This is a genomic window from Hamadaea sp. NPDC050747 (genome assembly GCF_040654195.1).
Classification (GTDB): Bacteria; Actinomycetota; Actinomycetes; order Mycobacteriales; family Micromonosporaceae; genus Hamadaea.
The window spans coordinates 18,637-32,101 of the sequence record NZ_JBFAHM010000006.1 but is presented as its reverse complement, the minus strand read 5'-3'; the positions used below and the strand labels follow the sequence as shown (position 1 = coordinate 32,101).

Below are 13,465 nucleotides of genomic sequence, written 5' to 3'. Positions count from 1 at the left end.
CGATCAGGCGCACGGGATCTCCGCCTTCAGCACGGTCGGGCCACCAGGCGGGCTGGACAGGAGGGTGGTGCCGCCGATCGCGTCGACCCGGTCGGCGAGGCCGGTCAGGCCGCTGCCGCCGCCGGGATCGGCCGCGCCCACGCCGTCATCGGTGACGACGACGGTCAGACGTCCATTGCGGACGGTCGCCTCGACCGCGGCCTGCGTAGCCCCGGAGTGTTTGGCCACGTTGGCCAGCGCCTCGGCGGCGACGAAGTACGCCGTCGTCTCGACCTGCGCCGGCAGCCGCTCCGGCACGGTCGCGGTGACGTGTACGCCGACGGGGGAGCGGTCGGCGAGTTCGCGCAGCGCGGCGGGCAGCCCCCGGTCGGTGAGGATCTGCGGCCGGATGCCCTGGATCAGCTCCCGCAGTTCGACCATGAGCTGCTTGGCCTGCTCGTGAGCGGCGGCCACCGCTTGCCCGGCCGGTGATTCGGGAGGCAGATCGTGCCGGGCCAGGCCGAGTTGGAGGGTCAGCCCGATCAGCCGCTGCTGCGCGCCGTCGTGCAGGTCGCGTTCGATCCGGCGGCGTTCGGTCTCGAACGCGTCGGCGAGCCGGGACCGGGAGCGGGCGATCTCCACCAGCTGGTCTCGCGGGTCGCCGCCGAGCAGCGCCTGGGCCACTGCCACGTGGCCGTCGGCGAGGATCAGGAACAGGTACGCCGTCACGGGCAGCAGGATCACCCCGGCGACCGTGTAGGGGACGGCCCCGGCGGCGCTGCTCACTTCGCCGAAGCCGAGCGAGACCGGCTGCTCGGCGGCGAGCAGCGGCGCCGCCATCCAGAGCGCCGCCAGCAGCACCGACATCGAGGTCAGCAGGTAGAGCGCGGGCAATGCGGTGACCAGGAGGATCGCGTATGCGAACTCACGCCACGCCACCGGATCGAGCCACGGCAGCCGGCCGGCGCCGGAGCGCGGGGAAGGGAGCGGCCGGGGATCGGCCAGCCGTAGCCGCCACCGTTCGAACGCCGCGACCACACGGGCGAACGGCGGCCCGAGTCCGCCGACGAGCAGCAGACCGGCGAGGCCCAGCAGCACGATCCGGGCGAACGACGCCCGGCCGGCCTCACCGAGGAGCAGAAGCCACGGCAAGGCGAGTACGCCCATCGGCACCGCGACGGTGATCATCACCGGCGGCGACGAGACGAGATAAGCCAGCGCACGGGGCCACCATCGCAGCCCCCGCCGGCCGCCAAGCCGAAGCACCTGATCAACGTAGCGCGGCGGACGCCACGGCACAGTAGGCCTAGGCATACCTTTCAGATGCCCCTTGGGCGTAGTGCCAGAGGACCGGCCCGGATGGTCGGCTGGAGCACGTGCTGGAACTCGACGAGATCACCAAGGTGTACCCGGGCGGCAAACGGGCCGTGGACCGCCTCACCCTGCGGTTCGGCCCCGGGCTGGTCGGCCTGCTCGGCCCGAACGGCGCGGGCAAGTCCACCCTCATGCGCATCGCGGCCACCGTCACCCGCCCGACCAGTGGGCAAGTCCGCTTCCTCGGGGCGGACGCGACGGCCAGACCCGAGTCGCTCCGGCGGGCGCTGGGATATCTACCGCAGGACTTCGGCGTCTACACCCACCTGACCGCCCGAGAGTTCCTGGCGTACCTGGCGGCGGTGAAGGGGTTGTCGGCGCGATCTGCCCGGGCTCGCATCGACGAACTGCTCGATCTGGTCAACCTGACCGAGGCGGCGAAGCGGCCGCTGGGCGGTTACTCCGGTGGCATGCTGCGCCGCGTGGGAATCGCTCAAACCCTGCTGGCCGATCCGCAGGTCCTCATCGTCGACGAGCCCACCGCCGGGCTCGACCCCGAGGAGCGGATGCGGTTTCGCAACCTGCTCAGTGACCTGGCCCGCGACCGGCTCGTGCTGCTGTCGACGCACATCGTCAGCGACATCGAGGCGATCGCGACCGAGGTGGCGGTGGTTTCGGGCGGCCGCCTGCGCTATCGGGGCACCCTCGACGCCCTCCTGCAGGCGGCGCAGGGCCGGGTCTGGGAGGTGACCACGCGTCCCGAACACGTCGCACACCTGCAGAGCCGGCATGCGCTCAGCCGCGTACTGCGCTCCGGGGATGCGGTGCGGGCGAGGGTGTTCGCGTTGGAGCCGCCGACGGCCGACGCGCAGGCGGTCGCGCCGGAGCTGGAGGACGCGTACCTCGGTCTCGTGGCGGCGGGCCGGTGAACGCCCGGAGTCTGCGGACCGTCACCGCACTGGCGGGTGCGGACTTCCGCGAACGGTCACGGCGTCCGGCGTACCTGGTCGTGCTGCTGGGTGCGGTGGCGTTGGCCTGGCTGGCGGTGCCCGCCCGGGACGCGCACTGGGTCATCGTCAACGCGGGCGCATATCGGGGGCTCTACACCAGCGCCTATGTCGGAGCAGTGACGGCGCTGGCCGCCTCGATGTGGCTGATGATCGGAGGCTTCTTCGCCATCCGGGGTTCGGTGACGCGCGACGAGTCGACCGGGGTCGGCCAGGTGCTGGCCGCGACGCCGATGGCGGGCTGGGCGTACCTGCTCGGCAAATTCCTCAGCAATGTCCTGGTGCTCGGCTCGATGACCGGGGTCCTCGTGGTCACCTCGGCGGTGCTGCAACTGATCCGGGGCGAGTCCCGGGCGGTGGACCCGATTGGCCTGCTGGCCCCATTCCTGCTGCTCACCTTGCCCGTCCTGGCGGTCACCGCCGCGTTGGCCGTCGTGTTCGAGACGATCCGGCTGCTGCGGGGCGGCTTCGGAACGGTCGTGTGGTTCTTCACCGCTTCGCTCGGTGCACTCGCCGGGCAAGGAGGGGCGGCGCCACTCGGCGGATTGGGCGGGCAGGCGCTCGCCGACTCGATGCGGGCCGACCTGACCGCGCTGGGCGTACGCGTTACCGAGTTCAGCGTCGGCTTCATGTATCTCGACGAGCCGCTGCGGACGTTCACCTGGTCCGGTCTGCACCTGACCAGCGGATTCCTCGCCGATCGTGCGGTGCTGACAGCACTGTCGGTCGGCGTCGCGGCCCTTCCCACGCTGTGGTTCCACCGGTTCGACACCCGGCCGCCATCGCGCCGTCGGGGCGCTGCCCGGCCGATCGAGCCGACGGCCGGCGCGGGGTTCGGCCATCGGCCGGTCACCGTGGTGGTTCACGGTGCGGGTTTCGCCGGCCTCGTAGGCGGTGAGGCTCGTGTGCTCGTCCGGCATGCCTCGCTGTGGTGGTGGCTGATCGCCGTCGGGCTGGCCCTCAGTGGACTGGCCGCACCGGCTCTGCTGCCCATCGTCTGGCTGTGGCCGGTGCTGGTCTGGTCCCGGCTCGGCGCGTTCCGGCACGAGTCCTCGATGACGGGGCTGCTGGGGGCGTACCCGGGGCCGGGGCGGCGAGCGGCGGCGGAGTGGCTGGCCGGGGTGCTGTTCACCGCGCTACTCGGTTTCGGGCCGATGGTCCGGTGGCTGATCGCCGGTTCGCTGCCGAGCCTGGCGATCGGGGCCGGCTGCGTCCTGGCGATCCCGTCGCTGGCCTGGTCATTGGGGTCGGTGACCCGTTCGCAGCGCCCGTTCCAGGTCCTCTACCTGGCCCTCTGGTACGCGGCGGTGAACATGCTGATCTGATCCCATCGGGATGACAAGTCTGTCATTGGGCCGCCCGCGATCGAATGGCGAACTCCATCGTCCACACCAGATGCACCGCCTCCACCGATCGGCTTGCCGTCTGTGGTCGATCAGGTGAGTAAGCGTCGTACCCCTGAGTCATACGCTCCGGAACCATGTGGACCGTTCACGATCACGGTTCGCCGACTGGAGAGGAAACCCCCATGAACGCACCCCGGCCGAAGGGCCGGCGCGCGCCTGCGACGGCGGCCCTGGCGGCGCTCGCCCTCGTTGCCAGCGGCTTGATCGCCGGCAGCAGTACGCAGGCCGTCGCCGCCGGCTCGGCGCAGCCGACCAAGCTCTACATCGTGCAGGCGATCGACGCCCCGGTCGCGACGTACGACGGCAAGGTCTCGGGCTACACCGCCACCCGTACGGCGCAGGGCAAGCGGCTGGACGCGCACTCGAGCAGCGCGACGGCGTACCGGAGGTATCTGACCGGCAAGCACGACAAGGCACTGCGTGCGGCCGGCATCAACCCCGCGACGAAGGCCTACGACTATGGCGTGACCTTCAACGGCTTCGCGGTCCGGCTGACCGCCGCCGAGGCGCAGAAGCTGGCGAAGACCTCCGGCATCAAGAAACTGTGGGAGAGCCAGACCTACACCGCCGACACCACCACGACGCGGGACTTCCTCGGCCTGACCGGGAAGAACGGCGTGTGGAACCAGCAGTTCCACGGCGACAAGCGGGCCGGTGAGGGCGTCATCGTGGGCGTCATCGACTCCGGCATCTGGCCGGAGAGCGCGTCGTTCGCGCCGCTGTCCGAGCCTCGCCCGGACGCGAAGACCATCGCCGCGAAGTGGCACGGCACCTGCGACTCGGGTGTCGAGGCCCCGGTGCCCTGCAACAACAAGCTGATCGGCGCACGGTACTACCGCGAGGGCTTCCCGGAGATCGAGGACTTCGAGTTCGACTCGCCGCGCGACTACGGCGGCCACGGCTCGCACACCTCGTCGACGGCGGCGGGCGACTTCGGCGTGAAGGCCACCATCGGCGGCAACGACGTCGGCAGCATCAGCGGCATGGCCCCGGCCGCCCGCCTCGCCATGTACAAGGCGCTGTGGCAGGGTGCCGACGGCTCCGGCCACGGTCAGGAGATCGACCTCGTCGCCGCGATCGAGCAGGCCACGGCGGACGGCGTGGACGTCATCAACTACTCCATCTCCGGCTCGTCGGCGTACATCGTGGCCGGTGCCGAGATCGCGTTCTTCAACGCGGCCGCGGCGGGCGTCTTCGTCTCGGCCTCGGCCGGCAACGATGGCGACACCATCGGCGAGAGCAGCGTCGCGCACAACGACCCGTGGATCACGACCGTCGCGGCAAGCACGCACGACCGCGGCAACGCGAAGTCCGTCACGCTGGGCAACGGCTCGACGTACACGGGCATCGGCACCATCCCGGCCGCGGTCGCCTCGTCGCCGCTGGTCTACTCGTCGGCGGTGAAGAAGGCCGAAGCGGACCCGACGCAGGCCCAGCTGTGCTACGTCGGCACGCTGGACCCGGCGCTCACCGCCGGCAAGATCGTCGTGTGTGACCGTGGTGGCAACGCCCGGGTCGAGAAGAGCCTGGCCGTCAAGGATGCGGGCGGAGTGGGCGTGGTCCTCGCCAACACCTCGGCGGCACAGTCGCTGAACGGCGACGACCACTTCCTGCCGACCGTGCACCTCGACTCGACGGCGGGCGCGGCGGTCCGGGCGTACGCCCAGACGGCGGGCGCGACCGCAAGCCTCAGCGCGGTCGACACCGCGAAGGTGCGGGCACCGCAGATGGCCGGGTTCTCCTCGTACGGCCCGGCGATCGCCGGCAACGGCGACCTGCTCAAGCCGGACATCACCGCGCCGGGCGTGGACGTCATCGCCTCGGTGGCGCCGACCGCCGCCAACTACGGCAACAGCTTCGCGACCTACTCGGGCACCTCGATGTCGTCCCCGCACATCGCAGGCCTCGCCGCGCTGCTGATCGCCAAGCACCCGGACTGGTCGCCGATGGCGGTCAAGTCCGCGCTGATGACGACGGCGAGCACCAAGGACAACCAGGGCAAGCCGATCCAGTGGGCGTTCGGCGACGCGACGCCGCTGAACTTCGGATCGGGCCACGTGACCCCGGCTCCGGCGTTCGACCCCGGCCTGGTCTACGACTCGACGCCGACCGACTGGATCGCGTACGGCTGCGCGCTGGGACAGTTCCAGCTCATCACCGACCCGTCGTTCTGCGCGAGCTACCCGACGGTCGACCCGAGCGACCTGAACTACCCGTCGATCGCCGTCGGTGACCTCGCCGGTGCGCAGACGATCAAGCGGTCGGTCACCAACGTGACCAAGCGCGCGGGCGTCTACCTCCCGATCGTGTCGGCCCCGGCCGGCTTCAAGATCAAGGTGAACCCGCCGCTGCTGGTGGTGGCCCCGGGCAAGACCAAGGGCTACACGGTCACCATCACCCGGACGACCGCCGCGATCGGTGAGTGGGCCTTCGGCTCGCTGACCTGGCAGGAGTTCGGCACCGGCAAGCACAAGGTCCGCAGCCCCATCGCGGTCAAGCCGGTCTCCCTGGCGGTGTCGCCGGAGATCACCGGTTCGTCGGCGGCGGGCAGCGTGGCGGTGCCGGTGAAGTCCGGCTTCGCCGGAACGCTCAGCACCATCCTGGCCGGGCTGGTCCCGGCCGAGGTCACCAGCCACTCGCTGGACCCGGCCGGCCCGGCGTTCGACGACGCCAGCCCGGCCGCCAGCAGCCGGACGGCGAAGCTGACCGTCACCGTCCCGGCCGGCACCGTCGGCCGGTACTCCACCTTCAACGCGGACTACGCCGGCGCCACCGACACCGACCTGTACGCGTACACGGCGGGGACGGCGAACGAGGTGACGCTCAGCGCCGGCGGTGACGCCAACGAGACGATGATCCTCGGCCCGGGCACGTATGACCTGTACGTCGTGCTGTTCGGCTCGACGGCGGGTCCGCTGGACGTGAAGCTGAACGGATGGACGCTGGGCAGCACGTCGGCGGGCAACGCCACAGTGTCGCCCACCAGCCAGGCGGTCACGGTCGGCGGCACGGCGTCGCTGACGGTCTCCTGGACCGGCCTCACGCCGGGGGTCCGCTACCTCGGCAAGCTCACCTACAGCGACGGGACCTCGGCCATCGGTTCGAGCTACCTGCTGGTCGGCTGAGTCTGCGGGGCTGACGGAACCAGCCCCGTGACGGCACACTAGGGGCCGCCCGTCCGCGCCGAGGTGCTGACGGGCGGCCCCGGCCGTCTCCGCGACCGGCGGTGGTACGGAACGACCGGCGGCGGTACGGGACCGCGACCGGCGGCGGCAGCACAGCGGCACGAGCGGCAGGATAGGACCGCGACCGGTGGCGGCAGCACAGCGGCACGACGGCGGCAGGACAGTGGCCTCAACCTGGGCCGAAGCGAGCGCTCCACAAAGGACTCACGACCGCGAGAGGGAGATCCCGAATTGGTAACGATCGGCGTGGGTCCGCAAAGAAAGTGCGCCCCTAGGCACTGTGTCAGATCGTGATCGGTCTCGTTTGGAGCGCAATCCGCTCACGACGGGCTCAGGTGGCGGCCATCTGGGCGCTCACCCTGCTCGCCGTGGCGGCGGCCGCCGCCACCCCGTGGTATGCCTTCGCGACCCGGGAGGCGCTGGCCCGCCGGGCGGTCGACACCGCCGCTCCGGTGGAGCGGTATGTCAGCGTAGCGGTCCGGTCGAAGGAGCCCGGGCAGATCACCGAGGCAGCGCCGCTGCAGGAGGCGTTGCGTACGCGGGCCGGGGACCTGCCGACCCTGAGCACCATCACCGAGTATGCGATGAGCGGCCGGATGACGGTCGGGGAGTTGACGACGTTCTCCGTCCTGGCCCGCGACGGGGTCTGCGAGCACTCCCTGATCGACGGAGCCTGCCCGACCGCACCCGGTCAGGTCATGATCGGCCAGGTCACCGCCGAGCGACTGGGGCTGGCCGTCGGGGACACGGTGGCGTACACGCCGGAGGAGGCGAAGCAGCCGATCACGTTGACCGTCGTCGGCCGCTATCAGCCGCAGGATCCGCTGGACGCGTACTGGTATGGCGTGCTCAAGACCGGGCCGCAGGATCTGGAGCCCGGCTTCACCGTCCGGCCGACGCTGGACTCGGCGGCCACGAAGGTCACCACGACCTGGTCGTTGCTGCTCGACCCGGCCGCGTACGACGGCGAGCTGGCGCATCGGCTCGACGTGGCCCGGCAGGGTCTGGGCGCCGACAACATGGTCGTGCGTACGTCGGCCGACAGTCTCGCCCGGCAGATCGAGGCCGAGCAACAGGAACTGCTCAACGGCATCGCGGTCGCCGCTGCCCGGCTGGTGCTGCTCTGCGGGGTGGCGTTGTTCGTCGCCGTCCGGCACGCGGCGCAGGCGCATCGCACCGACGTCGGGCTCGTTCGGCTGCGCGGGGTGCGCTGGTGGCGGGTCTGGACCGCGTCGCTCGCCCCGACCGCGTCGCCCATGCTCACCGCCGCGATTCTGGGCGCGCCGCTGGGCGTACTCGCTGGATTTGCTCTGGCTGGTGATGTGCGGGCCGGAGTCGAACGCACGACCGCGCTCGTCGCGAGCCTCGGGTCGGCTGCGGCTGTGCTGGTCAGCGCGATCGTCGTGGCGGCCGTGGCGCAGGCGCAGGCGACCCGCGCGACCGTGAGCGAGCTGCTGCGGGACGTGCCCGCGCGGGCGCGGACCGGGCGTGCGCTGGACGTGGTCGAGATCGTCGTGCTGCTGCTGGCCGGAGTGGGCGTGTGGCAGCTGATCAGCGTCGCGCAGACGCGGACCGCCACCGTCGCGCCCGCTGCCGCTCCGGCGGTGCTGGCGCTGGCGGCTGGGCTGCTCGTCAGCCGGCTCCTGCTGGCACTGGCCGCACGGACCGGCGGTTGGGCGGCGCGCGCGGGCCGGTTGCCGTCGGCGTTCGCGGCGCTGTCGGCGAGCCGCCGACCGGCCCTGCGCTGGGTGGTGACGTTGCTGGTGGTGGCGGTGGCCGGGCTCGCCGGAGCGATCGCCGACGATCTGCGCGCCCGGCCGGCGATCGCGGATCGGGCGGCGCTGCAGGTCGGCGCGTCCCGCGTGCTGACCGTGACCGCGCCGAGCCGTGCGGTGCTGCGCGACGCGGTACGCGAAGCCGACCCGGACGGCCGGTACGCGATGGCGGCGGCGCAGTACACGTTGTCGGCCGGGCTCAGCGACGGAGTGCTCGCCGTCGACACGGCGCGGCTGGCCCGGACGGCGTTGTGGCGCTCCGAGTACGGGCCGATCCCGGTCGTTCGCGACGATCGTGCGCCGGCCTGGAAGGTGACCAGCGGAACGCTCGCGCTCGACGTCACGCTGAACCCGAAGCTACACAAATTGGGCCGCGACGGCCTGAACCATACGGACGCCTCCGACGACGTGGCCGACACGGTGCACGTCGCGGCCTCGCTGATCCGGCGCGACGGTGTCGCCGTACGCGCGCTGTGGGGACCGCTCAAACCCGGCCGGGCCACCTATTCGGCGGCGGTGGAGCGATGCGAGGACGGGTGCCGGATCGCCTCGTTCGACCTGGTCACCCGGGACGAGCCCCAACCCGGCGGGCCGCCGGTGCACGACGGGAAACCGAATTGGGGCACCCAGGTCACCCTGCACGCCGTGCGGGAAGGGGAGACGGAGCTGGTCAGCCGAGCCGACCTCACCGATCGGGTGCGCTGGCGCGGCCCGGTCCAACCGGAGACGCTCGCCGCCGAACTGTCGACCAGCCCGGACGGGCTGTCCATCACCGCTCCGCCGACGTGTGGCCTTCCGCTGCGCGGGGCGTGCCTGCCATCGGCGTATCCGATCGGGGCGCCGGTTCCGGTGCCGGTCGTGCTTGCCGGCACACCCGGTTACGGCAACCGCAAGGAGCAACTGTGGCTCGACATGCTCGGCGCGCCCGCCGTCCCGGTCCGGGTGACCGGCCAGGTCTCGGCGCTGCCCCGCCTCGGCGCGTCGGGCGTCCTCGTGGACCTGACCGAGCTGGACGAGCTGGCCGGCGTACGCCTGGCGGCGGAGCAGTTCCAGGTCTGGCTCACGGCCGACGCCCCGCAGTCCATCGTGGACGAATTGGCGAAGCGGCAGATCCGGGTGCTGCGCAGTGAGACACCGGCGGAGACGGCCGACCGGCTCGACGACGACGCCCCAGCCGCCGTACGCCGATTCGCGCTCCTCGCCGCGATCCTCGGACTCGTCATCGCGGCGACCGCGCTGGTGCTGGCCGCCGCGTCCGGCCGGACGGCGACGGTCAAGGACCTGACCGCATTGCGGATCCAAGGCCTGCCCGAGCGCGCGGTACGCCGAGCCGGGCTGGCCTTCTACGGCTGGCCACCGGCAGCCGCGACAGCGGGCGGCCTCCTCGCCGCGGTCGCGGCGGCGGCGCTGCCCATCCCGCCCCCGAAGGTGTTCACGGATCGGTGGCACGTGCTGGCCCCGCCGCCGGGGGGTGTGCCGTTCGGCGTACTGGTCCTCGCCGGGGTGATCAGCGCGGTGGCGGTCGTGACCGCCGTCGGGTGGGCGACCCGTCGGGTGACGCTCGCCGTCCGCGCCGCCAGCGGAACAACCGCGCCCGGCGACCGGGCGACCGCGCGCGGCGACCGGGCGACCGCGCCTGGCGACCGGGCGACCGCGCCTGGCGACCGGGCGACGCCGCCTGGCGGCCGGGCGACGCCGCCTGGCGAAGGAACCGGATCACGGATATCGACCGAAAAACCGCCCAAGATTCGACCGATATCCCTGATCCAGCGCCAAAAAAGCGAGCGCCAAGAGGGCGAGCGCCAAGAGGGCGAGCGCCAAGAAAGCGAGCGCCAAGAAAGCGAGCGCCAAGAAGGCGAGCGCGAAGAAGGCGAGCGCCAAGAGGGCGAGCGCCGAGAGGGCGAGCGCCGAGAGGGCGAGCGCCGAGAGGGCGAGCGCCGGAGGAAAGAGGGGGGTGGGGAGGAGTGATTCCGCTGCTGGCGTTGCTGATCCGCGCCCGCTGGGCGGGTCTGCTCACGATCGGTGTGCTGACTGGTGTCCTCGGCGCGTTGGCCGCTGTGGGCGCGGACTTCCCGGGGCATACGGGGGATCGGCTGGCCGCCGACACGATCGCGGACGCACCTTTGGCCGAGCGCCAGTTCCGGCTGGCCGCCGACTCCGGGGATTCGTCGAATTTCGAGACCCAGCTCAACCGCGTACGCGACACGCCGGGGTTGACGGTTCGCTTCGGTCAGCAGTTCGACGTCATGGGGTTCGTCCCGAACGACGCGAGCACTCTGATGTTCCGTGAGGACTTCTGCGCTCACCTGAAGCTGACGGCTGGCCGGTGCCCGGTCGCTCCGGGGGAGGTCGCGGTCCCGGCTGACGAGGCGAAGTCGCTGCAGGTGTCGGTCGGTTCGGTGCTCGACGTCGCGCAGGCGCTCTACGACGACAAGTACAACATGTGGTACCCGTCGCCGGAGGGATCGCACCCGTTCGACGTGGTGGGCGTCTACACGCCGATCGACCAGGGCGAGGACTACTGGGGCTGGCCCAGTCCCTTCACGACCCAGCTCGACGGCACCGTGGTGGGCCCGCTGCTGACCCGGTCCGATGCCATGCAGGCGGTTCCGCACGACAGCCACCTGATCACGGCCGACGTCCTCGTGGAGCCTCCGCTGCTCAGCACGATGACGTGGCAGCAGTTCCTCGAGGAGATCCTGCAGCCGAAGCTGATCGAGCCGCCGTCCGACGGGCTGCCCACTCTCCTGAACCGGGTGCAGGACCAGCGCCGATACGTCGCCATCGCCACGCCGGCCGTGGTGCTGCCCGTCCTCACCCTCGGCTGCCTCGTGTTGTTCCTGCTCGTGTCGCGGCAGGTCCAGCGGGAACGCGGCGAACTCGGCGTACAGGCGGTCCGGGGGCTGCCGATGCCGTTGCGGTGGGCGCTCGGCGCGGGCGCGCCGCTGCTTCTGGCGCTCATTGGGCTGGTCGTCGGCGCGTCGCTCGCCGGCTCGCCGTTCACCACGCTGGTCGGCCTCACCGCGCTCGCCGTCACCTTCGCGATCACGGTGGCCGTGCTGCCCATTGTGGTCGCGCGGCCAGTTGACGCGCTGCGGCAGGTCGGCCCGGCCTGGGCGGCCCGGCTGCGGCAGTTGCCCGCCGGGGAGGTGGCGCTGGTCGCGCTCGCCGTCACCAGTCTGGCCTTTGTGCGTACCACTGAGGGCTTGGGAAACTTCGCCCCCGCGCTCCTGGCGGCGGCGATGGTGCTGGTGGTCGCGCGGGTCCTGCCCGCGGTGGTGCGGGCCGCGACGCCGCGCCTGCTCCGCGCGGGCCGGCTGGTCCTCGGCCTGGCCGCCGCGCAGCTCGGGCGCCGACCGGCCGCCCGCCAGCTGATCGCGTTGAGCGGCCTCGCCGTGGCGTTGCTCGCGCTGGTCGCGTCGTCGCTCGCCACGAGCCGAGTGGTACGCGATGAGCAGATCGCGTTGTCCGTCGGCGCCGACCGGGTCCTCTCCGTCCGGGCAGCCGACCCGGGTCAGGTGATCGCAGCGGTGCGCTCGGTCGATCCGGAGGGTTCGTTCGCGATGCCGGTCGGGCGGATCTCCAGTGAGACGCGGCACCCGGAGATCCTGGCGCTGGATCTGGGCCGGGCCGCCCAGCTCGACTGGGACCGGGCGGACGCCGTCGCCGCACAGATCGGGCCGAAGCTGACCGTACGCCCGCCGCTGTCGAAGTCCGTGTCGGTGACCGTGACCGCCACCCCGCTCGACGGCGTCGTCAATCCCCGGGCGCTGCTGCTGGCCCAGGTGACCACGGCGGACGGCCGGCGGCAGACGGTGACGATGGGTTCGCCCACTGCCGGGCGCAGTACGCTCACCTTCACGCTGCCAGCCGCCTGCGATGCCGGGTGCCGGCTGGACGCGATCACCGGCGTCGCCGCGACCGGCGCGGGCTGGCGACTGTCGCTGGAACAACTCGGCCCGTACGCCGACATCAGCACCTGGCGAGTCGTCGGCACGCTGGAGAAGGCGGGCACCTGGAAGCTCACCGGATCCGGTCTGCTCCTGCCGCCGGAGGTCCCGGAGGCGCTGCCCGCCATCGCCACGCCCGGCCTCGACGTCGACGCCCGGCGGATGGACCTGCCGCTCAGCGGCGGTTCGCTGAAACTGACCCAGGTCGGCGAAGCGCCGGTGCTGCCCCGGGTCGGCGACACCGGTCTCCTCGTCGACCTCGACACGCTCATCGCGGCCACCGGCGGCGCGCATTCGCTCGACTCGATGGAGGTGTGGCTGACCGCGTCGGCTCCAGCGTCCGTGACGTCGGCGTTGCAGGCCAAGGGCGTACTGGTCGTCGGGTCGGTCTCCCGGACCGAGGCGCGGACGGCCGCCGCCCGGTCGCCGGCGGCTCTCGTGCTGCAGTTGTTCGTCGGTGCGACCGTCGTCGCCTGGCTGCTGCTCGGCGCGGTGCTGCTCGCCGTCGCCCGCGTCGACCGGGGCTCGCCGGATCTCGGCGCGCTGCGGCTGGCTGGACTCCGGGACCGGACCCTGCGTGGGTCGTCGCGGCTCGCGTACGCGATCGCGGTGCTCTTCGGAGTCCTGTTAGGACTCCTGGGTGCGGGGCTGGCGTGGGCGCTGGCCCGGTCCGTGCTGCCGATCACCTCGGGGGAGACCTGGCTCGGCGTGCCCGCGGTTCCGCCCGCTCTCCCCGTCCTGGTTCCCGTCGGAGTGGGTGCGCTCGCTTTGCTCGCGGTCACCTGGCTCGCCTTCGCTCGCCGCACCCATTAGGCCCCGTTAGCGCGCAAGCGCAACGCGCTGGATCAG

General features: G+C 72.0%; 6 protein-coding genes. 5 read left to right on the top strand and 1 reads right to left on the bottom strand.

Annotated elements, in window-relative coordinates; genetic code table 11:
- Positions 1-3: 3 nt before the first annotated feature.
- Positions 4-1,245, bottom strand: a complete 1,242-nt coding sequence (locus AB0H43_RS15000; RefSeq protein WP_359999905.1) for a sensor histidine kinase — start codon at positions 1,243-1,245, stop codon at positions 4-6.
- 110 nt (positions 1,246-1,355) lie between these two features.
- Between AB0H43_RS15000 and AB0H43_RS14995 the strand changes: the two genes are divergently transcribed.
- The 5 genes from AB0H43_RS14995 to AB0H43_RS14975 all read left to right on the top strand — a co-directional run bounded on the left by AB0H43_RS14995 (position 1,356) and on the right by AB0H43_RS14975 (position 13,429).
- Positions 1,356-2,222: an ABC transporter ATP-binding protein gene (locus tag AB0H43_RS14995; protein WP_359999904.1), complete on the top strand. Its 867-nt coding sequence runs from the start codon at positions 1,356-1,358 to the stop codon at positions 2,220-2,222.
- Complete coding sequence (locus tag AB0H43_RS14990) at positions 2,219-3,625, top strand: hypothetical protein (protein WP_359999903.1); 1,407 nt, start codon at positions 2,219-2,221, stop codon at positions 3,623-3,625. The genes AB0H43_RS14995 and AB0H43_RS14990 overlap by 4 nt, the downstream gene beginning before the upstream one ends.
- Before the next feature lie 203 nt (positions 3,626-3,828).
- The gene (locus tag AB0H43_RS14985) at positions 3,829-6,831 is read left to right on the top strand and encodes a S8 family peptidase (RefSeq protein WP_359999902.1); all 3,003 of its coding nucleotides are present in this window, start codon (positions 3,829-3,831) and stop codon (positions 6,829-6,831) included.
- A 395-nt stretch (positions 6,832-7,226) separates the two neighbouring features.
- Complete coding sequence (locus AB0H43_RS14980; RefSeq protein WP_359999901.1) at positions 7,227-10,634, top strand: hypothetical protein; 3,408 nt, start codon at positions 7,227-7,229, stop codon at positions 10,632-10,634.
- Complete coding sequence (locus AB0H43_RS14975; RefSeq protein WP_359999900.1) at positions 10,631-13,429, top strand: hypothetical protein; 2,799 nt, start codon at positions 10,631-10,633, stop codon at positions 13,427-13,429. Before AB0H43_RS14980 ends, AB0H43_RS14975 begins: the two co-directional genes overlap by 4 nt.
- Positions 13,430-13,465: the final 36 nt, after the last annotated feature.

Excerpts from the sequence above, each read along its gene's own strand:
- AB0H43_RS14985 (WP_359999902.1), top strand. The coding sequence starts at position 3,829 with ATGAACGCACCCCGGCCGAAGGGCCGGCGCGCGCCTGCGACGGCGGCC.